The organism is Bacillus clarus, from assembly GCF_000746925.1.
Taxonomy (GTDB): domain Bacteria; phylum Bacillota; class Bacilli; order Bacillales; family Bacillaceae_G; genus Bacillus_A; species Bacillus_A clarus.
Genome location: NZ_JMQC01000008.1, coordinates 1,749,086 through 1,772,500 on the forward strand (window position 1 = coordinate 1,749,086; position 23,415 = coordinate 1,772,500).

Consider the following 23,415-nt stretch of genomic DNA (forward strand, 5'->3'; position numbering starts at 1 on the left):
TTGTATATTTCTGATCTCCTCTATAAGTTCAACTTCCTTCTGGCTGAAAAAAGCATCACTGCATAGTTTTTAGAAATCCCTTTACTATTGTATCAAACTTTTCCGGTTGTTCCACATGAATTGCATGGCCAGCACCATCAATTTTGACAAATTTCGCATGAGGGATGCATTTTTCTATGTTTTTTAATATACGAAAGAACTTTTCATCTCTCTCTCCATTCATTAAAAGAACAGGCATATGAAACTTCTCAAGCTTTTTCCACCATGAAGGCTGAGCCCCTGTTCCCATGCCGCGCAAGCTATTTGCAAGCCCTTTTGGATTGTTAGCAAGTCGTTCTTTTCGTACCGCTTCTTGTACGTTTTTTGCTAAACTTTTTTGCGTTTCAAACAGCGGAATATTTTCCCACATAGAAACAAAACTTTCAATGCCTTCTCGCTCGATTTTATCGGCAAGTCGCTCATCTTTTTCACGACGTTCTTTTCGTATCGCTTCATTTTCGAGCCCAGCTGTACAATTTTCTAATAAAAGAGAATGTACATACTCTGGATATAAGCATGCCATCGTAATCGCCAGTCTCCCTCCCATTGAATAGCCAAGTATATGTGCCTTTTCAATATGAAGGTAATCTAGTAATTCTTTCATTTGCAGCGCCGCATTTCGGATATCATAATGCGTGACATCTTCAGGGCTCTCGGTCTTCCCGTGCCCAACAAGATCCACTACAATAACTTGAAACTGCGCGCTCCATGAAGGGATAAAAGAACGCCACGTTTCCTTGCTTCCCGTAAAACCATGAAGAAGTAGAAGTGGTTCCCCGCTTCCGACTACTTCATATTCATACGCTACACCTTGCAGTGTTACTTTCATTTTGATTCACCTTGCAATGATGTAGTAATCACGTCCATCGTTTTTGCCCATAATTTACGGTGCAATGTTAAGTTTTCATCACGGTTCGTACAAATTTCCACAACGTGTAAACCTTCTGTCGTCGTTCCTTTTTGTACCTCTTCTCGGAATTGCTCCCAACCATTTACACGGCTAAATGAACCGCCGTACATTTTGACAACATGCTCATAATCAAGCCCAATTGGTGTTCCAAATAATGATTCGAAATGTTCCTTTTTCTCATATTGCGGTAAGAATGAGAAAATACCTCCACCATCATTATTTACAACAACAATTGTTATATTTAGCTCATGTAATTTCGCAGCTAATAATCCGTTTAAATCGTGATAAAATGATAAATCACCAATCACTAATACGAGTGGATCACAAATAACGCTCGCCCCTAAAGCTGTCGAAATGATTCCATCAATACCATTTACACCGCGATTTGCCATCACCTGAATGTCTTTATCCGATGTGAAGAAAAATGAATCTGTATCACGAATTGGCATACTATTACTCGCAAATAACGTTGCCCCTTCTGGTAATACACGGACAATATCCGTAATTACTTTTCCTTCAAATGCAGTTTCATATGTTTCCATCTCACGAAGTGTTTCCTTCGTTTTCTCGTTAATATGTTGCCACATTCCGAACCAATCATTCTTTTTCATAACTGGCATTTTCTCTATTAGCGCTTTACAAAAATCGACATCACTTGCACATATGACATCCGTTGCAACAAGAGCAGGATCTCTCCATTGTCCTGATTCATCTACAACGATATGGACAGCTGTCGTTTGCTTTTTAATAAATTGAGTTAATGCTTTAGAGACAGGCATACCACCGAAACGAATAATAACGTCTGGCTTCCACGTATCTTTCAATAATTCATTTCGTAAAAACGTATCATAACAATCCATAACCATTGTTTTGTCATGATTGCCACTACGAAGGTTAGAAAGCGGATCCGCTAAAATTGGATATCCCGTTTTCTCAGCTAACTTCGTAACATTTTCCGCAAGTTCTGGATGACTATCGTCTCCACAAATAATAAGCCCCTTTTCCATATTCAAAAGGCGCCCTATGAGAGAATCTACATATTCACTCGTCATCGTCATATTTCCTTGATGAACTGATCCTGTATATTCACCACGGCCTTTTTCCCATAAGTTTTCTAATGAGAAATCTGGAATAAGTGGTTCTCGAAGCGGGAAATTAATATGAACGGGTCCTTGCGGCATGAAGCATGCGCTTGCTACAGCACGCTGAGTCGTCATACGAGCATAATGATACATTTGCTCTCTCGCTTCTGGAATTGCCATTTCCATAAACTGTTTTACAAAAGTGCCATATAAATTAAGTTGATTCATCGCCTGTGGTGCACCCACATCTCTTAATTCATGCGGTCTATCTGCTGTTAATACGATAAGTGGCACTCGTGAATGAAAAGCTTCACAAACAGCTGGATAATAATTCGCTGCTGCCGTTCCTGACGTACATAGAAGCGCTACCGGGCGCTTCTTCGCTTTCGCAATACCGAGTGCAAAAAAGCCTGCTGATCGTTCATCTACATGTAAATATGTTTTCATCTGTTCATGTTGTTCCATTAACAAGGCTAACGGCGTTGAACGTGAGCCTGGGCTAATAACAACATCACATACATTTAGACGCGTCAGTTCGTCTACGAACGCGCCTAAATAATATGATACTGCTTCTATATGATTGTTCATTTCATTAATTCCTCCAAAGCACCAAGCATCGGTCTAAACTTCAAACTTGTTTCTTCATATTCAAGCTGGGGCACCGAATCAATTACAATACCACATCCAGAAAATAAGGATGCTTTCTCTCTATTTAATAATCCGCAGCGCAAGGCAACCGCAAATTCACCGTTCCCTTGATCGTCTATCCACCCAATCGGCGCTCCGTACAATCCTCGGTCTAATAATTCTACATCACGAATAAGCTTCATCGCTTCAAGACGAGGTGTACCGCCGAGAGCCGGCGTTGGATGTAATTCTTCCACCATTGTTAAAAGAGAAGCATCACCTTTCGCTTCTACTGGTGTATATAAATGGATTAAGTTTTTCGTTGTTAATAAGCCTGGGCTCTCTGGAATATTAACGGATTCGCAATGTTCATTTAGTACACCACGAATCATGTTCACTACATAACCGTGTTCAGCCAAATTCTTTTCATCATGAAGAAGCGTCTCACTATTTTGTTTACTTTCTTCTATAGAATTACCATGACCGATAGAACCAGCAAGGCACATCGACGTAAATTTCTCTCCTTCTTTACGGATTAATCTTTCAGGTGTCGCTCCTAAGAAGCACGCTCCTTTATAATCAAAAGAAAATACGTAACAATCTGGTTGTCCAATTCGAAGTGCTTCTAAAACAAGAGCGGAATCAATATGCTGATCCATCGCTACTTTTAGCTCCCTCGCTAATACAACCTTTTGCACGTTCCCTTGTTTCATTTCATCTTGCACTTTTTCAATCGCATTCATCCAGCCATTTGGATCAACTTCTACTTTAGAAGTAATTTTCAACCCTGATCCTCTTAATGCATGTTTACTCTCTTGTAAAATTCTCTCTTCTAAAGAAACAATTTCTTCGTAAATCGTTTCTGCACAATCTTCAGCTGAAACGAATGTATTCATCGTTAACCACGCTTTTTCATTTTTTACTGTTAATAAAAAAGCCGGTAATGACAATGTTGTATCCTTAAATCCTTTCCAAAGGTCCGTTTTCTCTTTATTTGGATCGAATGAAAATCCACCAAATAAAAGAGGACCTGTTCCAAATTCGTACTCTTCCCTTTGAACAATCGCCTTTTCATGTAATTTATTCCACTCATCACGAGCACTTTGAAAGCGTTTGTGAGAAGAGTTTGCTATAGTGAAAGCAGAGCCAATACCGGCAAATATTACATGCTGAGCTGGGTCTGCAAAATAACATCTATTTTCGGATGCGACTTTTCTTCCTGCTGCATAAAAAAGAAGTGGATCCACCCAATCTATTTGTTTGACAAAACTGACTAATGTTTTTTCATCAGTTGGACGCTCAATAGCTGTAACAAGAATTTCCTGTAAGCCTTTTTGTTTCGTTTGAATCACAATGTCTCCCCCCTATGGGCGAAAAATAGTCATAATTACGCTTGATTTTAAGATACACCTCAAACGAAAGCCCTGTCAACGTTTAGCAATTCTGAGAAATTCACCTTCTCTTCCTAGAAAATAAACGTTGACACTAAATGCTGCTTTTCCTACACTTAATTGTGTACAATATGTGACCAAGGAGGATTCAACATGGAAATGAAAGTCGAAACGAATTCCTCTCCTATAGCGCCAAAACCAAGTAAACAAACAGGCTGGCGCATTTGGTGGAGTTTATTACGTCCTCATACATTAACAGCAGCTTTCGTTCCTGTTTTTATCGGAACGGCTTATGCAATGCAGGTCGGAGGTATTAATCAAATACATCTCCCTCTTTTCTTTATCATGCTTCTTGCTTGTCTTCTCATTCAAGCAGCAACTAACATGTTTAATGAATACTTTGATTATAAAAGAGGATTAGATCACGAAGGTTCAGTTGGAATCGGCGGCGCTATCGTCCGCGACGGAATTAAACCAAAAACGGTGCTTAATTTAGCATTTGGATTTTTCGGTATCTCAATGCTATTAGGTGTTTATATTTGTATGAACTCTAGCTGGTGGCTTGCTGCAATCGGTCTTGTTTGTATGGCTGTTGCCTACCTTTATACGGGTGGTCCACTTCCAATTGCATACACACCTTTTGGAGAATTAACAGCAGGATTATTTATGGGTATTATTATTATTGGTATTTCATTCTTTATCCAAACTGGAACAGTAACATCAGAAGTTATTTTATTATCTATTCCAAACTCCATTTTAATTGGAGCCATTTTACTATCTAATAACATTCGTGATTTAGATGGCGACAAAGAAAACGGTCGTAATACATTAGCGATTATCGTTGGACGTGAAAGAGCAGTTGGCATTCTTGCTTCTATGTTTATCGTTTCCTATCTTTGGACAATTGCACTAATCATCGTCGGCATCGTATCACCATGGATGCTTATCGTATTCTTAAGTGCACCGAAGGCATTTAAAGCGACAAAAGGTTTCATCGGCAAAAGCATCCCACTGGAAATGGTACCTGCCATGATCGCAACAGCGAAAACAAATACAATCTTCGGTTTCTTAATGGGGATCGGATTATTACTTGGATACTTCCTATAAAAAGGAGCTGCTTATGCGGCTCCTTTTTTCATATATCAGTGATTCGACACAACATATCGACATCACTCCCTCTTAAATTCCTCTCATAATTCCTCTCGTCCACGCTCATACTACATAAAGAAACCGAATTGTAGGAAGGTGGACTACTATGTTAACTCCACAACAAATGAATCAATTTAAATCCGTTTTAGAAAAGCAAAAGCAAGAACTGGAACAAACGATACAAACTCATGAAAATGAAGATCGCGCATCTGAGCGCGAATCGGTCGGCGAATTATCTGCTTACGATAATCATCCAGGTGATATGGCTACAGAATTATATGAACGTGAAAAAGATTTCGGACTCATTGAATTTTGGCATAAACAACTAGAGGATACAAAACATGCTCTGCAAAAAATTGAAGCAGGTACGTATGGGATTTGTGAAGTTTCCGGTGAGGAAATTCCGTTTGAAAGATTAGAAGCACTACCTACTGCTACAACGTGCATCGAACACACCACAAGCAAATTAAACATGCAATCACGTCCGGTCGAAGAAGAGGTAATAGCGCCATCGTTTTACAAGTCCGATACCGATCATGCCGTAGAGTACGATGCTGAAGATACTTGGCAAGATGTCGCAAATTACGGCACATCAGAAACGCCGTCCGACTTAGAAAGACAAGATTCAAAAAATTATAATGAAATGTACATCAACGGTGAAGAAAACGTTGGATATGTAGAGGATTTCGAAAACTTTATCGGGACAGATATGTATGGTAAAAATCCACAAGTTTTCGCGACAGAAGAACATGAAGAGTATGAACAAATGCTTGATGATTTTGAAGAACGTACCTTCAAAGGTGAACTATCTTCAGATGAATCTAGCTCTAAAGCATAAAAAAAGCATTCCGAAATTCGGAATGCTTTCTTTTCGCTAGCTAATTAGTTTTTTGTAACGTTAGCTGCTTGTGGTCCGCGGTTGCCTTCAACGATTTCGAAAGAAACTTCTTGACCTTCTTCTAAAGTTTTGAAGCCGTCACCTTGGATAGCTGAGAAGTGAACGAATACATCGTCTCCACCTTCAACTTCGATGAAACCGAAACCTTTTTCGCTGTTAAACCATTTAACTTTACCTGTTTGCATGTCATGTACCTCCTAAATAAAAATGAAACTATGAATCCACATGAAAAGGTGGATATAAAGGACATGAATGTATAACAAGCTTACAGCCTTTAATTCAACGTGCTTTATTTCCGTACCACATTATGTAGCTCAATAGTGACTTCACTATATCACGCTATATCGAAAACGTCAAATGAGAACACTTTCATTCCACTATTTTTTATAATTTTAATATAATAATGGATTTTCATTTCGCCTTTTTATTTAAAAATTAACAGAACTACTATTTTCTAATTCCCTTAATTTCTGTACAATATGATTACTACATATTATGAGGTGAAAAAATGCAAGCACATGAGATCGACTATAAATTATACGGCGATGATATGCAGTTCGTTGAAATTGAATTAGACCCGAAAGAAAGCGTTATCGCAGAAGCTGGCGCAATGATGATGATGGAAGATCATATCGAAATGGAAACGATTTTCGGTGATGGTTCTGGACCATCTGGAGGTCTATTCGGCAAATTAATGGGCGCTGGTAAGCGTCTCGTTACAGGTGAAAGTATGTTTATGACTGTCTTTACAAACACAGGTCATGGTAAACGCCATGTATCATTTGCTGCACCTTATCCTGGAAAGATTGTTCCAGTTGATTTAACAGAATATCAAGGAAAAGTTGTTTGCCAAAAAGATGCATTTCTTTGCGCTGCAAAAGGGGTTTCTATCGGTATTGAATTTACGAAAAAAATAGGTAGTGGTTTCTTCGGCGGTGAAGGTTTCATCATGCAAAAACTTGAAGGTGACGGACTTGCGTTTATGCACGCGGGCGGCACTGTATATAAACGTGAACTAAAACCTGGTGAAAAACTTCGTATTGATACAGGTTGTCTCGTTGCAATGACAAAAGATGTTAACTATGATATTGAATTCGTTGGAAAAGTTAAAACAGCTCTATTTGGCGGTGAAGGCTTATTCTTCGCAACGTTAGAAGGTCCAGGAACAGTTTGGATCCAATCTTTAACACTTAGTCGCTTAGCAGCACGCCTTACAAATCCAGCAGCTCAAAGCAGTGGCGAAGGTAGCGTTTTAGGTGGACTTGGTCGTCTTTTAGATGGAAAAGAATAAAATATGATGTAAAAAAGATAGTCTCCTTCATAAGGAACTATCTTTTTTATACTGATCTCATCTAGGTTATATCCTAAAACTTTCAAACTCGCTATCTTTTGTAACGTTAATATATTTTGCCCTTTATATATGCGATGCCCAGAGCTAACATTTTTTTCTGATTTAGGTAATCCCATTTCATCATAATAATGCAGCGTACGTATCGATGTACCCGTTCTCTTTGAAATTTCACCAATTGAATAACTTTCCTTCTTGCTCATCCTGCATTCCTCCCTACATTTTTAGCGATGTGATTACAAAAATCATACTCCCTTACGTAACTGAAAGTACAAGGCTAATTTTCAAAAGCCCTCAAAAGAATGAGTCGAGTCCCTCACTCATATATTGAACTATACCTTTTCTTAAGGAGGGCTTCCTTGATGCGTACTCCTTTATCCTTTGATAAAGATACTGCCATATTGTTAGCTTCTTGCTGTGAGTTAACGTATGAACAATATAAACAAAATGGAATCTTCAAAATACCTGATGGATTCCAATATGTACAAGGCTTTCAAGGAAAAGCGATTCAAATGACAGAATGGTTCGGTTTTATATTAGAATCTGAAGATACGATTATTGTAGCCTTCAGGGGAACACAGACAGATCCGGATTGGATTATTGATTCACTTGTAAATCAAAAGCCTTATCCATATGCCTTAAATAGCGGTAATGTTCATAATGGCTTCCTCTCTATTTATGAATCTTGCCGTGATCCAATTATGGATATGCTCGCATCTTTACCGGCAAATAAAAAACTTCTCGCTACAGGACATAGTTTAGGCGGTGCACTTGCTACATTGCACATATTAGACGCACGCGTAAATACTGCCTTCTCGCAATATGGTCTCTATACTTTCGCCTCCCCAAAGGTTGGGGATATCGCCTTTCGAAATTATTATAAGCTACAAGTAGCTAGTAGCTTTCGATTCGTAAACTTATTTGATGTCGTTCCTCTTCTTCCTCCGCGAAAAGTACATTTTAACGACCAAGACTGGGAATACGCACACGTTCATCACAACATGACTTTTACGAAAAACACAAAATCCATTACAAATAATCACGCCATAACAACATACAAGGCATGTCTGACTTCTCATTTTTAAGACGGAAACAATTGGAAATAGCATACTAGTGTACTATAATAATATTCATAATGACTTTCGGATAAGGGAACCATACATGCTAAAATATTTCTTTGCACTTTTTCTTGTTATCATTTTTGCAGTTACAGGTTTCTTAACATTCTCATACTTTGCTACAGAGGAATATAGCGGAACTGGTATGTTATATACGGCTCTTCCTTATATTCCTTGAGCAAAATAAATAAACCCAGCTTAGACTTCATAAGCTAGGTTTATTTTAAGTTTAGAAAAGCTTAACTGTATTACCGATACCCCAAATTTCATTACTATACTGTAAAATTGTTCGATCACTTGCAAAATGTCCAGATTGTGCGATGTTTAAAATAGACATTTCTAACCATTTGGTTCGGTTCTCATATGCCTTACCAACAGCTTCTTGACGCTCTGCATATGGGCCAAAATCTCGAAGAACGAAATATTCATCATTTTGAATAACGAGAGAATCATAAATTGCTTCAAATTCAGCTCCTGCTTGTGCGAAAAAGCCATTCGTTAACTGATCCACTACTTTTTTAATATGCATATTGTGGTGATAATAATCGCCTGCACGATACCCACCATTTTGATAGTAGTGAAGCACTTCTTCCGCTGTTAGGCCGAAAATGAAACAGGCATCGTCGCCTACTCTATCTTTTATTTCGATGTTTGCTCCGTCTAATGTCCCAAGTGTGATGGCGCCGTTCATCATAAACTTCATATTTCCTGTTCCCGATGCTTCTTTACTCGCCGTCGAGATTTGTTCACTTACATCTGCCGCTGGGAATATATCCTCTGCTAAAGAAACCCGGTAGTTTTCTAGAAAGATGACTTTCATATATTGACTTACATATGGATCATTATTCACCTTTCTAGCAAGCTCATTTATTAATTTAATAATTTTTTTCGCGTAATAATACCCTGGTGATGCCTTTGCTCCGAAAATAAAGGTACGCGGATAAAATGAAAAACTAGCATCCTCTTTCAAACGATTGTACAAGTATAAAATATGAAGCACGTTTAATAGTTGCCGTTTGTAAGCATGTAACCTTTTCACTTGCACATCAAAAATAGAATTAGGATCAACTGCAATCCCCATTTTATAATGAATGCGTTCTGCTAAAATATATTTTCGCTCTTGTTTTACATGCGCCAGCTTCTCTTGAAAACTAGTATCACGCTGAAAACTTTGTAATGCTTGCAGTCCGACCGGCTTCTTCTTCCAATCCGTCCCAATTGCTTCTGAAATAAGATTCGTAAGCTGTGGATTTGCTTTCATCAGCCAGCGCCGATGTGCGATTCCATTCGTTTTATTATTAAATTTATCTGGATAAAACTCATAGAATAATCGCATTTCACGCTGCTTTAAAATTTCCGTATGAATTTTTGCCACACCGTTTACACTATGACTTCCGACAATTGCTAAATGAGCCATTTTCACAAGATCATGTGCGATAATTGCCATGTCCTCAATTCGCTTCCAATCATAAGGATAATGCTCCCAAAGTTCATGACAAAAACGCTCATTAATCTCTTCAATAATCATATAAATTCTCGGTAATAATGATTTAAAAATGCGAATTGGCCACTTCTCAAGAGCTTCTGATAACGTCGTATGATTCGTATACGAAATCGTCTGTGTCGTAATCGCCCATGCTTCTTCCCATGCTAATTTTTCCTCATCTAATAAAATACGCATAAGTTCGGGGATAGCTAGAACCGGATGAGTATCGTTAATATGAATTGCAATTTTTTCATGTAAATAACGAAGACTACCGTTTCTCTCCCTATGCATACGGACAATATTTTGCAAACTTGCTGATACGAGGAAATACTGTTGTTTTAGTCGAAGTATTTTCCCCTCATCATGCGTATCATCTGGATATAAAAATTCTGATACAGCTTCTGTTTCACGCTTATATTTCAAAATATCTTTACAGTTCTGCGGAAAAGGAATAGGTTCTGCATTCCAAAGCCGAAGTGTGTTCACAGTACTCGTTTCATACCCTACTACTGGAACATCATATGGAACTGCCATAATTACTTCTGCATTTGTATGACGGAACTCCAAACGTCCCTCCATTTCTATCGGTTCGACATTACCAAAGTAACTTACTTCAACAGCTTGATCATGTCTTCTTACTTCCCATACATTTTCATGAAGAAGCCATTGTTCTGGTAGTTCCACTTGATATCCATCAACAATCTTCTGATCAAATAAACCGTGTTTATAGCGAATACCACACCCATGTCCTGGCATGTTTAAAGATGCTAATGAATCGAGAAAACAGGCTGCTAATCGTCCGAGCCCCCCATTACCAAGACCTGCATCTGCTTCAACTTCTTCTAGTTCTTGCAATGAAATTCCTAGTTCAGAAAGACCTTGTTCACATACATCTCGAATGCCTAAATTCAGCATATTACTTCCAAGTAAACGCCCAAGTAGAAATTCAATCGATAAGTAATACATTTGCTTTTGGTTTCCCGAGCGGTATCTTTCGTTCGTTTCAATCCATTGGCCATTCACATACTCACGTACCATGTGACCGAGCGTATTATACTGATCACGAGTTGTAGAATCTTTGAAACTTTTCCCATACATCGTTTCTAGTTTTTCTAAAAAAGCTGATTTAAAGCTTTCAACATGAGTAAACATTTTTTCACCACCTAATGTTATTCCACGAGACTTTTATACAATTTCTTATATGCTAGCGCTGATTTTTTCCAGCTATAATCTTCTGTCATTGCTTGTTTTACAAGCTGATTCCATACTGGCTTGTCATGATAATAATCAATTGCCCGACGAACTGTATATAACATGTCATGCGCATTAAAATTCGTGAAACTGAAGCCATTTCCAGTCTCTGTTTCCTCCTCATAAGACTGTACAGTATCATTTAATCCACCAGTTTCCCTTACAATTGGAATCGTACCATACGCTAATGCAATAAGTTGTCCAAGTCCGCACGGTTCAAACAATGATGGCATTAAAAATAAATCGCTACCTGCATATACTTGATGCGCTAACTTCTCATTAAATCCAATATACACTTTCACTTTTTCTGGATATTCATATGCCATCCATTCAAAGAACTGCTCATACTCAGAATCTCCTGATCCTAAAATAATACATTGTACATCTTCTTCCATTATCTCACGGAACACAGTCCGAACTAAATCAAGCCCTTTTTGCTTCGTTAATCTTGTTACCATTGAAATAACGGGTGTATCTTCTTTTTCCGGCAAACCGAAATAACGCTGCAACGCGCGTTTATTTTCCGCCTTTTCATATAATGAATCTGCACTATATTGAGCAGGAATATAATCATCTGTTTCTGGATTGTACACACTCGTATCAATCCCATTGACAATTCCACTTAACTTATCGTTATACTTTCGTAACAATCCATCTAGCTTCTCTCCGAAAAATTCATATTGAATTTCTTCTTTATAGGTTGGGCTAACCGCTGTAATACGATCTGATGCGATAATGCCACCTTTCATAAAGTTAATATTTCCATAGAACTCAAGCTGTTCACTATGAAAATATTCATCACCAAGCTCAAGCAAATCGTACATAACTTCAGGAGGAAATACACCTTGGAACTGCAAATTATGAATTGTATACACCGTTTTAATACGCTCATATAACGGATTGTCCCCATATTTTTCACGAAGTAAAAAATTTACCATCGCCGTATGCCAATCATGACTATGAAGAACATCGACTTCAAAATCAAGATGCGGAATGCACTCTAACACAGCTTTCGAAAAATACGAGAAACGTTCACCATCATCGTAATGACCGTACAGAGAATCTCGCTTGAAATAATATTCATTGTCGATTAAATAATACGTAATCCCATCCTGCTCACCTTTTAAAATCCCGCAATATTGATTTCTCCAGCCAAGCTGAACATTAATTACTTTATGAAGCGTACACGCTTCTCTTAGCTCGGCAGGAATAAGACTATAGTTCGGGAGTATGATGCGGACGTTCACTCCTAGTTTCTTCAATTCTTTCGGAAGTGCTCCTGCCACATCTGCTAAGCCCCCTGATTTAATAAACGGTACACATTCTGATACTGCAAATAAAATATTCACGTGTTGTTCCACTGCCCGAAAAGCGTACACATCATACAACGCCCTTCTTACAGCTTCCTCCCTTCGAAATTTCATATAAGTGAGCAAGTGAACCATAAAGGTTCACTTGCAAAATATTTAGGAATAACTATTGATTGTACTGTTTTGAACAACGCCCTTTTCCACAACGTACGGCTGATCAGCAGTCCCTGTTAAAACTACACCGTCCATGAGTTTAACGTCCTTATCAATAATAACGCCGTCTAGTATACAGTTATCTCCAATTTGTGTCTTTTGCATAATAATACTATTGCGAATGACAGAACCTTTCCCAATTTTAACAGATCGAGATACAACGCTATTTTCTAATTTCCCTGCAATAATACTACCATTCGCAATCATCGTATTTTTCACTTCTGCGCCTTTCATATATCGCGTTGGTGGCTCATCCTTCACCTTTGTGAAAATAGGAGATTCCTTCGTAAACAATTGCTTCCAAATGGAAGGCTGCAAAATTTCTAAGCTATGTTTATAATAATTTTCAATGGAATCAATTATAGCCACATATCCTGTATGTTCATATGTATGAATTTGTAACGACTTTCCTCGTTTTTCCTTGACTACATCAAACAAACTATAGTGTTCCATATCTTTATATGTCTCAAATAAATCTAATAATAGCTGTTTCTTTAATACATATGTTTGGAGTGAAATACCATCATGGCAAACTTCAGTAATATCTGCCCCCGTATGTATATGTCTTTCTAACACCGCTTGAAAATTTAATGCCGTCACAAGGTGGCTGTTTGTAATAACAACGTACTCTTGACTGCTACGTAAGAAGTAATCAATATGTCTTCTAAAGTGAGCAAAGGAACCAAATTCGTCCTGATCGCATTGGCAGTTAGGCGGAAATAAAAATAATCCGTCACGTTTTCTATCTAAATCCCATTGTTTTCCTGAACCAAGATGGTCCATTAAGGAGCGATTTTTATGACTTGTAAAAATCGCTACACTATGAATATGGGAATTTACCATATTAGAAAGCATGAAATCAATGAGACGATAACGGCCTCCAAATGGTAACGCAGCTAGTGAACGGTGACCTGTTACTTTTTTTAAGGAAGGAAAGCTTCCCGTTGCATTAAGAATTCCTAACATTTTTTCTCCCATTCATTTCATCCCCCTTTTCTATTTCCCTTCAGCAATCAATACAACATCATCAATATTTTTTTCCGGGCGAATAATTGTCCCATCTTCAATGACCATACCTGATCCAACAATCGCCCTTTCAATCACAACATTTTTACCGATTTTTGCATCTGGCATAACGACTGAGTCTACTATCATACTGCCTTCTCCTACTGTTACCCCTTGGAATAAGACAGAGTGCTTTATATCACCTTCAACAACACATCCTTCATTAATGAGAGATTCCTCTACCTTTGCCTTGTCTGCAATATACTGTGGTGGTTCGTTCGGGTTAACAGAATAAATACGCCAGTTACGATCGTTTAGCTGTAAAGACGATTCATCACGCAACAAATCCATATTTGCTTCCCATAAACTTTTTACCGTTCCAACATCTTTCCAATAACCTTCAAAAGGATACGCAATTAATTTTTTCCCTTCATCTAACAAGAGTGGCAGCACATCTTTTCCAAAATCATTACTCGATTCTGGGTTTCTCGCATCCATCTCTAAATACTCTTTTAAAATAGCCCAATTAAAAATATAAATTCCCATCGATGCAAGATTACTTCTTGGAAACTGTGGTTTTTCTTCAAACTCCACAATCTCCATCTCTTCATTCGTGTTCATAATGCCAAAGCGACTCGCTTCATCCCAAGGTACTTCAATAACAGAAATAGAAACGTCCGCTTCTTTCTCAATATGGTAATCTAGCATTTTGCTGTAATCCATTTTATAAATATGATCGCCTGATAAAATAAGGACATATTCTGGTTCGTACTGACTTAAATAGTTTAAGTTTTGATAAATGGCACTTGCCGTACCTGTATACCACTTCACACCTGAAGACTCTGCGTAAGGAGGTAATACTGTGACTCCGCCGTTTACACGGTCTAAATCCCAAGCGTTACCGATTCCAATATAATTATGCAGTTCTAGCGGTTGATATTGTGTTAAAATCCCAACTGTTTCAATACCAGAGTTCGCACAATTACTTAACGTAAAATCAATAATACGGTACTTGCCACCAAATGGAACAGCTGGCTTGGCTAAATTTTTTGTTAATGCACTTAAACGACTACCTTTTCCCCCTGCTAGTAACATTGCTACGCACCTCTGCTTTTGAGCCATCTTGTTTTTTGCTCCCCTTTCTCGTTTTCACTGGTCGTAAAATGGATACGCCAAATGGTGGAATTGTAATTTCTACATGAGCAGATTGATTATGATACGGTTCTATAATCGTCTTTAGACGCTTTTTATTTACCTGTCCTGACCCGCCGTATACTACATCGTCACTATTTAAAATTTCGTTATAATATTGGAACTCTGGTACACCTACTTTATAGTTTTCATATGTAGCTTTTGTAAAATTACATACGACTACTAAAATATCCTCTTCCTTATCTCCTTTACGAATAAAAGAAAAAATACTTTGTTCTTTATTGTCAGCATCAATCCACTGAAAACCTTCCGGCGAATGATCTAACTGCCAAAGTGGTTTTGATCGCTTATACAATGCTATGAGTTCTTTAAAGTAATCATGCATATAACGATGCATTTCAAAGTCATGTAAATTCCAATCTAAATCTTCAAGGTCTTTCCACTCATCAAACTGTCCAAATTCTCCGCCCATAAAGAGCAATTTTTTACCTGGGTGCGTAAAGAAATATCCGTATAATAAACGTAACTGTGCAAACTTATCCCAGTAGTCTCCTGACATTTTGTTTAATAACGATTTTTTCCCGTGAACGACCTCATCATGAGAGAGTGGTAATATAAAGTTTTCAGCGTAAGCATATAACAGAGAAAATGTCATTTTCTCATGAATATATTTCCGATACTCCGGTGCACACTCCATATATTTCAGCACATCATTCATCCAGCCCATATTCCATTTATAATTAAATCCAAGTCCCCCCTCGTACGTTGGAGCCGTCACAAGTGGCCAAGCTGTCGAATCTTCTGCAGTCATAAGAAACTCTTCATCCTCTGCGAATACCGCTTCGTTTAACTCGCGTAAGAAAGAAACAGCATGTTCATTACTCTGCTCTTTTCCTTCCTTTTTCCAGTACAACATATTCGCAACTGCATCAACTCGAAAACCATCAATATGAAAATATTTCATCCAAAAAAGTGCATTTGAAATTAAAAAGTTACGTACTTCCCGCTTTCCTAAATCAAAATTCACAGTTCCCCAAACATGATTTTCTTGCACATCTATATCTCTATATTCATAGGTCGGTGTTCCATCAAACAAATACAAACCGTGTGCATCTTTACAAAAATGACCCGGTACCCAATCTAAAATGACACCGATTCCATATTTATGACATTCATCGACAAAATACATTAAATCTTGCGGTGTACCAAACCTACTTGTCGCCGCATAATATCCCGTTCCTTGATATCCCCAAGAACGATCATATGGATGCTCGACAAGCGGCATAATTTCAATATGTGTAAATTGGTGTTCTACTACATAGGGAATGAGCTCTTCTGCCATTTCACGATAAGAATACAGTGAGCCATCTTCTTTCTTTTTCCAAGAACCAAAATGCAATTCATACACCGTCATTGCTTCTTTATAAATTGACTTTCTCTTTTTCTTACGAAGCCAATTCTTATCATTCCATTCATATCCCTCTATATCAAAAACTACAGATGCCGTATTCGGCCTTACTTCTGCATATACTGCATAAGGATCTGCCTTTAAAATAATTTCATTGTCTATAGTTTCAATTGCATACTTATATATTTCTTTTTCTTTCATATGCGGTATAAACAATGACCAAATACCCTCTTCTGTCATGTGTAGCATTTTATGTGTCTCATTGTCCCAATTATTAAAATCTCCAACAACACTCATTGCTTTCGCATGAGGAGCCCATACTGTAAACCTTACACCTTCCGTTCCATCTTCTATAACAAGATGTGCCCCAAAGATGTTATAACTCTCATAACACTCTTCTGTATGAAACTCATATAATTTCTCTTCTATACAATTCATTACACTCAATATGTTCACCCCACTAAGATGACAGAAATTTTTAATAGTTTTAAAATTCTATAAAAAACTGAAATATCCTTGTTAAATTTTAATTAATATACGTTTTTTTCTTTAAAATACCTAATTTTTTTCACATTTGTACACAAAATATCGAATTTTGACGAATATTCCTTGAAAACGCTTCATTATCATTCTGTATGTATCCATATGTATTATTGTTCAACATTGATTTTATTACCATTTCCCTATTTCACATGTTATTTTCCCTTCGAAATCCTTTTGAAAAATGTTTCACAAATAAAAATTTCTCAACATCTTTTGTAATACTTTTCTTGAAACACATCATTCACATTCATATATTCATTCTCAATAAAGAACGTATTTTCACATTTTTTCGGGGATCAAACTTTTGCAACTATAATTCCTAGTGAAATGCTATGTTTAATTCATTTTCATTATAGTTGCTCAAATGTGATATATTAGGGGCCTTCTTATGTCATGAAAAGGAAAAGTAGGAATGGGAGTTGTCACTGCTTCACTTGGTTTATCACTTACATCTAGCGGCGTATTCGCCTATTTTAACGACTCTGAAACATCCAACAACTCATTTCAAGCAGGGACATTAGATCTATCTGTTCATCCTACTGTAATCGTCGATGTAAAAGATTTAAAGCTAGGTGACTTCATCGAGCGCAACCTTAGCTCGAAAATAAAGGAGCTTCTTGAAAAAAGGTCCGGATGCAGCAAAATCACAATCATCTGTAGAAAAATCAAAAAGCGGTACATTAGCAGATATTTTAAAAAAATGAGGACTAACTCCTAAACAATAACATAAAAAAGCACTCTATCTAAAAATAGAGTGCTTTTTTCTATAAACGACCCTTCTCCAGCAAAAGGGGTATATTTTGGGGATATACAAGGGAACTGGAAAAGGAATTTATATGAGATTATATAAAAATTCAGAAGCGGGAAGCAGTTTCCCGCCTCTGAATCATTTATCGATTATTATAGTACTGGTGTCATTGTTTCTTTTAATACTTTTACAGAATGAGCAAATTTCGCTTTTTCTTCTTCATTTAGCTCAAGTTCAACGATTTCGCGTACACCTTCACGGTTAATAACAGCTGGAACACCTACGTAAGCATCTTTCTCACCATATTGGCCTTCAAGGTATGCAGATACAGTTAACACGCTGTTCTCGTTGTTTAAGATAGCTTTAGTTACACGAAGTAGTGACATACCGATTCCGTAGTAAGTTGCACCTTTACGCTCGATAATATGATAAGCAGCATCGCGTACATTTTCGAAGATTTTATCTAGATCTTCTTGTTTATATTGTTCATTGTTAGCTAAGATTGTTTCTAGTTTTTGTACACCTACAGTAGCATGGCTCCATACTGGAAGCTCAGTGTCACCGTGCTCACCAATGATATAAGCATGAACGTTACGTGGATCTACATCTAAGTAGTCACCTAACATGTAGCGGAAACGAGCAGAGTCTAAAGTTGTACCAGAACCGATTACGCGTTCTTTTGGTAGGCCAGATTCTTTCCAAGTTACATAAGTTAAAATATCAACTGGATTTGTTGCGATTAAGAAAATACCATCGAATCCGCTATCCATAATACCGCGAACGATTTGTTTAAAGATTTTTGTATTTTTCTCAACTAGATCTAAACGAGTTTCACCTGGCTTTTGTGGTAATCCAGCAGTAATAACAACTAAATCTGCATCTTTGCAATCTGCATAGCTACCGCTCCAAACTTTTGTTGGTGATGGAGAGAATGGTACTGCATGGCTTAAGTCCATTGCTTCCCCTTCTGCTTTTGCTTCATTAACATCTACAAGTACGAATTCTTCAGCTACACCTTGGTTAATCATTGAGTAAGCGTAACTACAACCTACAGCTCCTGTTCCTACTAATACTACACGATTGATACCTTTTTTCATGGTAATTTCCCCTCTCTATTGTTCACATTTATTTATTATTATTATTTAAGTAATTAATTAAAGTACTAATTTAATGTTGTTTAACTTCTTTACATTCATATTGTAGCACGAATTATTGTGAATTACTTCACAAAATATGACCTATTTGTGAACTTTTTCACACACAGTATAAAGTGATTAGACTGCGGGTGAAATCCATCTCAATGGAGGCGTTTTCTTTAGATTGTGAATATAAATAATGCCATTTTAGTATTCATTTTGATAAAAAATGCTTTCTAAGATAAAATTTCCAGTATTCACAAAACTTGAACCATATTTGGAACGGGACAGCTGATACTCTCTCCTTAATAGTAGAAATAAAAAAGGAGCATCAGCTACTCCTCATGTAACAACTCATTCTATAAAAGATACCGGACATTTCTTACCCGATGATCCCCACAAATGGAAATCTATTTTACAAACAATTATTGATAATGCAAATAGAACGAATGAATCCAATAGATCAATTCAAACTTCCATTTGATCCATTATGATACAAGGCAACATAGTCACAATATCAATGGCAACAATGTTACCACTATTTTTCGTAAACAATATCACTTGGCTAGTAGTTGTTGTTTTCTTTGCAGGGTTATCTGTGGCTCCTACTATGATTATTACTATGGGGCTGGTGGAGAAAATCGTCCCCGAATCAAAAATAACAGAAGGAATGACTTGGACAATTACAGGACTCGGTATCGGAGTCTCTCTAGGATCAGCTGTAACTGGTTTAGTAATTGATAGCTTTGGAGCGCGAGCTGGATTTGACGTTGCAATAATAGCAGGGCTACTTGCCTTAATTATTGTACTTTTAGGATGCAAAACTCTCCGTTTGGCATATAGTCATGCAGTTATTACGTCGAAGGAGATTGTTCGGCTAGGAGCTAAAAAATAATTTTTAATACAATAAAAAAGAGATAGCAGATTATGCTATCTCTTTTAGTATGACCCGTACGGGATTCGAACCCGTGTTACCGCCGTGAAAGGGCGGTGTCTTAACCACTTGACCAACGGGCCAAAATCTGGCAGAGAAGAAGGGATTCGAACCCTCGCACCGCGTTCGCGATCTACTCCCTTAGCAGGGGAGCCCCTTGAGCCACTTGGGTACTTCTCTATAATATGGCTCCGCAGGTAGGACTCGAACCTACGACCGATCGGTTAACAGCCGATAGCTCTACCACTGAGCTACTGCGGAATAATATGGTGGGCCTAAATGGACTCGAACCATCGACCTCACGCTTATCAGGCGTGCGCTCTAACCAGCTGAGCTATAGGCCCCCAAATAGGATAAGCGGGTGAAGAGAATCGAACTCTCGACCAGAGCTTGGAAGGCTCTTGTTTTACCACTAAACTACACCCGCATTAAATTAAAAATGGTGAGCCATGAAGGATTCGAACCTTCGACCCTCTGATTAAAAGTCAGATGCTCTACCAACTGAGCTAATGGCTCATTTTGAAAGTGGTGCCGGCTAGAGGACTTGAACCCCCAACCTACTGATTACAAGTCAGTTGCTCTACCAATTGAGCTAAGCCGGCTTGCGACTTCAAAATGGTGGCTCGGGACGGAATCGAACCGCCGACACGAGGATTTTCAGTCCTCTGCTCTACCGACTGAGCTACCGAGCCTTTATGTAAAAATGGCGGTCCCGACCGGGGTCGAACCGGCGATCTCCTGCGTGACAGGCAGGCATGTTAACCACTACACCACGGGACCATTTGGTTGCGGGGACAGGATTTGAACCTGCGACCTTCGGGTTATGAGCCCGACGAGCTACCAGACTGCTCCACCCCGCGACGATATAATATTTATTTTAGAAAAATGGAGGAGGTAGAGGGATTCGAACCCCCGCGCGACTCTCGCCGCCTGTCGGTTTTCAAGACCGATCCCTTCAGCCAGACTTGGGTATACCTCCAGATATTTACTTTAAGTGGTGGACCTTGTAGGACTCGAACCTACGACCGGACGGTTATGAGCCGTCTGCTCTAACCAGCTGAGCTAAAGGTCCTTTATGGTAGCGGCGGAGGGGATCGAACCCCCGACCTCACGGGTATGAACCGTACGCTCTAGCCAGCTGAGCTACACCGCCATAAATATTTAAATAAGTGGAGCCTAGCGGGATCGAACCGCTGACCTCCTGCGTGCAAGGCAGGCGCTCTCCCAGCTGAGCTAAGGCCCCATGAATTTTAAAACTATCGGGAAGACAGGATTTGAACCTGCGACCCCCTGGTCCCAAACCAGGTGCTCTACCAAGCTGAGCCACTTCCCGTTAATAAAAGCGCGCCCGAGAGGAGTCGAACCCCTAACCTTTTGATCCGTAGTCAAACGCTCTATCCAATTGAGCTACGGGCGCATATGGTGCCGAGGGCGGGGGTCGAACCCGCACGGTGGTCACCCACCGCAGGATTTTAAGTCCTGTGCGTCTGCCTGTTCCGCCACCCCGGCATGTCATATTGAAAATTGGAGCGGAAGACGGGATTCGAACCCGCGACCCCAACCTTGGCAAGGTTGTATTCTACCACTGAACTACTTCCGCAAGACATGTATGAGTTATTTTATTAAAAGTGCGGGTGAAGGGAGTCGAACCCCCACGCCAAAGGCGCCAGATCCTAAGTCTGGTGCGTCTGCCAATTCCGCCACACCCGCATATTATGTTTTTTAAAGAAAAAATGGGGCGACTGATGGGAATCGAACCCACGAATGCCGGAGCCACAATCCGGTGCGTTAACCACTTCGCCACAACCGCCATGGTTTCTGGTGCCGGCTAGAGGACTTGAACCCCCAACCTACTGATTACAAGTCAGTTGCTCTACCAATTGAGCTAAGCCGGCAATATGGTGGAGGATGACGGGATCGAACCGCCGACCCCCTGCTTGTAAGGCAGGTGCTCTCCCAGCTGAGCTAATCCTCCATTTGCCTGGCAACGTCCTACTCTCACAGGGGCAAGGCCCCAACTACCATCGGCGCTAGAGAGCTTAACTTCCGTGTTCGGTATGGGAACGGGTGTGACCTCTCTGCCATCATTACCAGACTTTATTCATTTAAGACAAGAATTATTGTAACCTATTCACTTTATAAAGTCAATAAGTTTTTTATATTCTTTCAAAACTAGATAACATTTGCTTCATATTATATGGTTAAGTCCTCGATCTATTAGTATTCGTCAGCTCCACATGTCACCATGCTTCCACCTCGAACCTATCAACCTGATCATCTTTCAGGAATCTTACTAGCTTACGCTATGGGAAATCTCATCTTGAGGGGGGCTTCATGCTTAGATGCTTTCAGCACTTATCCCTTCCGCACATAGCTACCCAGCTATGCCCTTGGCAGAACAACTGGTACACCAGCGGTGCGTCCATCCCGGTCCTCTCGTACTAAGGACAGCTCCTCTCAAATTTCCTACGCCCACGACGGATAGGGACCGAACTGTCTCACGACGTTCTGAACCCAGCTCGCGTACCGCTTTAATGGGCGAACAGCCCAACCCTTGGGACCGACTACAGCCCCAGGATGCGATGAGCCGACATCGAGGTGCCAAACCTCCCCGTCGATGTGGACTCTTGGGGGAGATAAGCCTGTTATCCCCGGGGTAGCTTTTATCCGTTGAGCGATGGCCCTTCCATGCGGAACCACCGGATCACTAAGCCCGACTTTCGTCCCTGCTCGACTTGTAGGTCTCGCAGTCAAGCTCCCTTATGCCTTTGCACTCTACGAATGATTTCCAACCATTCTGAGGGAACCTTTGGGCGCCTCCGTTACACTTTAGGAGGCGACCGCCCCAGTCAAACTGCCCACCTGACACTGTCTCCCGGGTCGATAAGACCCGTAGGTTAGAATTTCAATACAGTCAGGGCGGTATCCCACCAGCGCCTCCACCGAAGCTAGCGCTCCGGTTTCAAAGGCTCCCGCCTATCCTGTACAAACTGTACCAAAATTCAATATCAGGCTACAGTAAAGCTCCACGGGGTCTTTCCGTCCTGTCGCGGGTAACCTGCATCTTCACAGGTACTATAATTTCACCGAGTCTCTGGTTGAGACAGTGCCCAAATCGTTACACCTTTCGTGCGGGTCGGAACTTACCCGACAAGGAATTTCGCTACCTTAGGACCGTTATAGTTACGGCCGCCGTTTACTGGGGCTTCAGTTCAGAGCTTCGCTTACGCTAACCCCTCTCCTTAACCTTCCAGCACCGGGCAGGTGTCAGCCCCTATACTTCGCCTTACGGCTTCGCAGAGACCTGTGTTTTTGCTAAACAGTCGCTTGGGCCTATTCACTGCGGCTTTCCGTTAAGAAAGCACCCCTTCTCCCGAAGTTACGGGGTCATTTTGCCGAGTTCCTTAACCAGAGTTCTCTCGCACACCTTAGGATTCTCTCCTCGCCTACCTGTGTCGGTTTGCGGTACAGGCACCTTTTATCTCGCTAGAAGCTTTTCTTGGCAGCGGGGAATCAAAGACTTCGCTCCATAAGGAGCTTCCCCATCACAGCTCAGCCTTCACGATAAGCGGATTTGCCTACTTATCAGCCTAACTGCTTGGACGTGCACAACCAATCGCACGCTTCTTCTATCCTTCTGCGTCCCTCCATTGCTCAAACGATAAAG

Annotated in this window: 15 protein-coding genes, 22 tRNA genes, 2 rRNA genes and 4 pseudogenes (1 of these 43 running past the window's edge); 8 read left to right on the top strand and 35 right to left on the bottom strand. The window is 39.7% G+C overall.

Annotated elements, in window-relative coordinates:
- Positions 1-55: 55 nt before the first annotated feature.
- Genes menH through DJ93_RS09855 form a run of 3 tightly spaced genes read right to left on the bottom strand, consistent with a single transcriptional unit; the run spans position 56 to position 4,010 of the window.
- On the bottom strand, positions 56-868 hold the full coding sequence (gene menH / locus DJ93_RS09845; RefSeq protein ID WP_042980580.1) for a 2-succinyl-6-hydroxy-2,4-cyclohexadiene-1-carboxylate synthase: 813 nt from the start codon (positions 866-868) through the stop codon (positions 56-58).
- On the bottom strand, positions 865-2,619 hold the full coding sequence (gene menD, locus DJ93_RS09850) for a 2-succinyl-5-enolpyruvyl-6-hydroxy-3-cyclohexene-1-carboxylic-acid synthase (protein WP_042980582.1): 1,755 nt from the start codon (positions 2,617-2,619) through the stop codon (positions 865-867). Before menD ends, menH begins: the two co-directional genes overlap by 4 nt.
- Positions 2,616-4,010, bottom strand: coding sequence for an isochorismate synthase (locus tag DJ93_RS09855; RefSeq protein WP_042980584.1), 1,395 nt, complete (start codon positions 4,008-4,010; stop codon positions 2,616-2,618). The genes menD and DJ93_RS09855 overlap by 4 nt, the downstream gene beginning before the upstream one ends.
- 192 nt (positions 4,011-4,202) lie before the next feature.
- Between DJ93_RS09855 and DJ93_RS09860 the strand changes: the two genes are divergently transcribed.
- Both DJ93_RS09860 and DJ93_RS09865 read left to right on the top strand, forming a co-directional pair.
- Entirely contained in the window at positions 4,203-5,156 is a 954-nt protein-coding gene (locus DJ93_RS09860; protein ID WP_042980585.1) for a 1,4-dihydroxy-2-naphthoate polyprenyltransferase, read from the top strand.
- Positions 5,157-5,304: 148 nt separating this feature from the next.
- The gene (locus DJ93_RS09865) at positions 5,305-6,036 is read left to right on the top strand and encodes a yteA family sporulation protein (RefSeq protein WP_042980586.1); all 732 of its coding nucleotides are present in this window, start codon (positions 5,305-5,307) and stop codon (positions 6,034-6,036) included.
- 44 nt (positions 6,037-6,080) lie between these two features.
- Here DJ93_RS09865 and cspD read toward each other — a convergent pair whose 3' ends face one another.
- Positions 6,081-6,281, bottom strand: a complete 201-nt coding sequence (cspD, locus tag DJ93_RS09870) for a cold-shock protein CspD (RefSeq protein WP_001193054.1) — start codon at positions 6,279-6,281, stop codon at positions 6,081-6,083.
- 323 nt (positions 6,282-6,604) lie between these two features.
- On the opposite strand from cspD, the gene DJ93_RS09875 reads away from it, so the two are divergent.
- Positions 6,605-7,387, top strand: a complete 783-nt coding sequence (locus tag DJ93_RS09875; protein WP_042980588.1) for a TIGR00266 family protein — start codon at positions 6,605-6,607, stop codon at positions 7,385-7,387.
- Positions 7,388-7,419: 32 nt separating this feature from the next.
- Here DJ93_RS09875 and DJ93_RS30340 read toward each other — a convergent pair.
- Positions 7,420-7,647 (bottom strand): annotated as a pseudogene (locus DJ93_RS30340) (MerR family transcriptional regulator); the annotation flags it as partial.
- Between the two features lie 159 nt (positions 7,648-7,806).
- Here DJ93_RS30340 and DJ93_RS09880 point away from each other — a divergent pair.
- Both DJ93_RS09880 and DJ93_RS34380 read left to right on the top strand, forming a co-directional pair.
- A complete protein-coding gene (locus DJ93_RS09880) occupies positions 7,807-8,529 on the top strand; it encodes a lipase family protein (protein WP_042980589.1) in 723 nt (240 codons plus the stop codon).
- A 76-nt stretch (positions 8,530-8,605) separates the two neighbouring features.
- Positions 8,606-8,740, top strand: a complete 135-nt coding sequence (locus tag DJ93_RS34380) for a hypothetical protein (protein ID WP_080743417.1) — start codon at positions 8,606-8,608, stop codon at positions 8,738-8,740.
- 51 nt (positions 8,741-8,791) lie between these two features.
- Here DJ93_RS34380 and DJ93_RS09885 read toward each other — a convergent pair whose 3' ends face one another.
- The 5 genes from DJ93_RS09885 to glgB all read right to left on the bottom strand — a co-directional run bounded on the left by DJ93_RS09885 (position 8,792) and on the right by glgB (position 16,834).
- Positions 8,792-11,200, bottom strand: coding sequence for a glycogen/starch/alpha-glucan phosphorylase (locus tag DJ93_RS09885; protein WP_042980590.1), 2,409 nt, complete (start codon positions 11,198-11,200; stop codon positions 8,792-8,794).
- A gap of 17 nt (positions 11,201-11,217) precedes the next feature.
- The gene (glgA, locus tag DJ93_RS09890; protein ID WP_042984176.1) at positions 11,218-12,648 is read right to left on the bottom strand and encodes a glycogen synthase GlgA; all 1,431 of its coding nucleotides are present in this window, start codon (positions 12,646-12,648) and stop codon (positions 11,218-11,220) included.
- A 117-nt stretch (positions 12,649-12,765) separates the two neighbouring features.
- Positions 12,766-13,800, bottom strand: a complete 1,035-nt coding sequence (locus DJ93_RS09895) for a GlgC family sugar phosphate nucleotidyltransferase (protein ID WP_042980592.1) — start codon at positions 13,798-13,800, stop codon at positions 12,766-12,768.
- Between the two features lie 18 nt (positions 13,801-13,818).
- Complete coding sequence (glgC, locus tag DJ93_RS09900) at positions 13,819-14,949, bottom strand: glucose-1-phosphate adenylyltransferase (RefSeq protein ID WP_042980593.1); 1,131 nt, start codon at positions 14,947-14,949, stop codon at positions 13,819-13,821.
- On the bottom strand, positions 14,897-16,834 hold the full coding sequence (glgB, locus tag DJ93_RS09905; RefSeq protein WP_042980596.1) for a 1,4-alpha-glucan branching protein GlgB: 1,938 nt from the start codon (positions 16,832-16,834) through the stop codon (positions 14,897-14,899). The genes glgC and glgB overlap by 53 nt, the downstream gene beginning before the upstream one ends.
- A 508-nt stretch (positions 16,835-17,342) precedes the next feature.
- Between glgB and DJ93_RS33685 the strand changes: the two are divergent.
- A pseudogene (locus DJ93_RS33685) lies at positions 17,343-17,545 on the top strand (TasA family protein); the annotation flags it as partial.
- Positions 17,539-17,634, top strand: a pseudogene (locus DJ93_RS34795) (dockerin type I domain-containing protein); the annotation flags it as partial. The pseudogenes DJ93_RS33685 and DJ93_RS34795, both read left to right, overlap by 7 nt.
- A gap of 196 nt (positions 17,635-17,830) precedes the next feature.
- On the opposite strand, the gene DJ93_RS09910 reads toward DJ93_RS34795, so the two are convergent.
- Positions 17,831-18,775: an L-lactate dehydrogenase gene (locus DJ93_RS09910; protein ID WP_042980597.1), complete on the bottom strand. Its 945-nt coding sequence runs from the start codon at positions 18,773-18,775 to the stop codon at positions 17,831-17,833.
- Positions 18,776-19,322: 547 nt separating this feature from the next.
- Here DJ93_RS09910 and DJ93_RS09915 point away from each other — a divergent pair.
- Positions 19,323-19,709: pseudogene (locus DJ93_RS09915) on the top strand (MFS transporter); the annotation flags it as partial.
- Positions 19,710-19,759: 50 nt separating this feature from the next.
- On the opposite strand, the gene DJ93_RS09920 reads toward DJ93_RS09915, so the two are convergent.
- The 24 genes from DJ93_RS09920 to DJ93_RS10035 form a co-directional block, all read right to left on the bottom strand.
- A tRNA-Glu gene (locus tag DJ93_RS09920) sits at positions 19,760-19,831 on the bottom strand.
- A gap of 6 nt (positions 19,832-19,837) precedes the next feature.
- Positions 19,838-19,928 (bottom strand) — tRNA-Ser (locus DJ93_RS09925).
- A gap of 6 nt (positions 19,929-19,934) precedes the next feature.
- Positions 19,935-20,009: transfer RNA gene (locus DJ93_RS09930), tRNA-Asn, on the bottom strand.
- A gap of 6 nt (positions 20,010-20,015) precedes the next feature.
- Positions 20,016-20,092: transfer RNA gene (locus tag DJ93_RS09935), tRNA-Ile, on the bottom strand.
- Positions 20,093-20,104: 12 nt separating this feature from the next.
- Positions 20,105-20,175: transfer RNA gene (locus DJ93_RS09940), tRNA-Gly, on the bottom strand.
- Positions 20,176-20,188: 13 nt separating this feature from the next.
- Positions 20,189-20,264 (bottom strand) — tRNA-Lys (locus DJ93_RS09945).
- Positions 20,265-20,274: 10 nt separating this feature from the next.
- Positions 20,275-20,350, bottom strand: a tRNA-Thr gene (locus DJ93_RS09950).
- Positions 20,351-20,364: 14 nt separating this feature from the next.
- Positions 20,365-20,440, bottom strand: a tRNA-Phe gene (locus DJ93_RS09955).
- 12 nt (positions 20,441-20,452) lie between these two features.
- Positions 20,453-20,528: transfer RNA gene (locus DJ93_RS09960), tRNA-Asp, on the bottom strand.
- Positions 20,529-20,531: 3 nt separating this feature from the next.
- Positions 20,532-20,608: transfer RNA gene (locus DJ93_RS09965), tRNA-Met, on the bottom strand.
- 26 nt (positions 20,609-20,634) lie between these two features.
- A tRNA-Ser gene (locus DJ93_RS09970) sits at positions 20,635-20,727 on the bottom strand.
- A 16-nt stretch (positions 20,728-20,743) separates the two neighbouring features.
- Positions 20,744-20,820 (bottom strand) — tRNA-Ile (locus tag DJ93_RS09975).
- Between the two features lie 4 nt (positions 20,821-20,824).
- Positions 20,825-20,901 (bottom strand) — tRNA-Met (locus DJ93_RS09980).
- Positions 20,902-20,918: 17 nt separating this feature from the next.
- Positions 20,919-20,991: transfer RNA gene (locus tag DJ93_RS09985), tRNA-Ala, on the bottom strand.
- A gap of 16 nt (positions 20,992-21,007) precedes the next feature.
- A tRNA-Pro gene (locus DJ93_RS09990) sits at positions 21,008-21,081 on the bottom strand.
- A 10-nt stretch (positions 21,082-21,091) separates the two neighbouring features.
- Positions 21,092-21,165: transfer RNA gene (locus DJ93_RS09995), tRNA-Arg, on the bottom strand.
- A gap of 3 nt (positions 21,166-21,168) precedes the next feature.
- Positions 21,169-21,257 (bottom strand) — tRNA-Leu (locus tag DJ93_RS10000).
- Positions 21,258-21,273: 16 nt separating this feature from the next.
- A tRNA-Gly gene (locus DJ93_RS10005) sits at positions 21,274-21,348 on the bottom strand.
- 29 nt (positions 21,349-21,377) lie between these two features.
- Positions 21,378-21,458 (bottom strand) — tRNA-Leu (locus tag DJ93_RS10010).
- Positions 21,459-21,482: 24 nt separating this feature from the next.
- A tRNA-His gene (locus tag DJ93_RS10015) sits at positions 21,483-21,558 on the bottom strand.
- 9 nt (positions 21,559-21,567) lie between these two features.
- Positions 21,568-21,643, bottom strand: a tRNA-Thr gene (locus DJ93_RS10020).
- Positions 21,644-21,647: 4 nt separating this feature from the next.
- Positions 21,648-21,723, bottom strand: a tRNA-Val gene (locus tag DJ93_RS10025).
- Positions 21,724-21,727: 4 nt separating this feature from the next.
- Positions 21,728-21,843 (bottom strand): 5S ribosomal RNA (rrf, locus tag DJ93_RS10030).
- Positions 21,844-21,945: 102 nt separating this feature from the next.
- Positions 21,946-23,415: ribosomal RNA gene (locus tag DJ93_RS10035) — 23S ribosomal RNA — on the bottom strand; it runs 1,452 nt beyond the window's last position.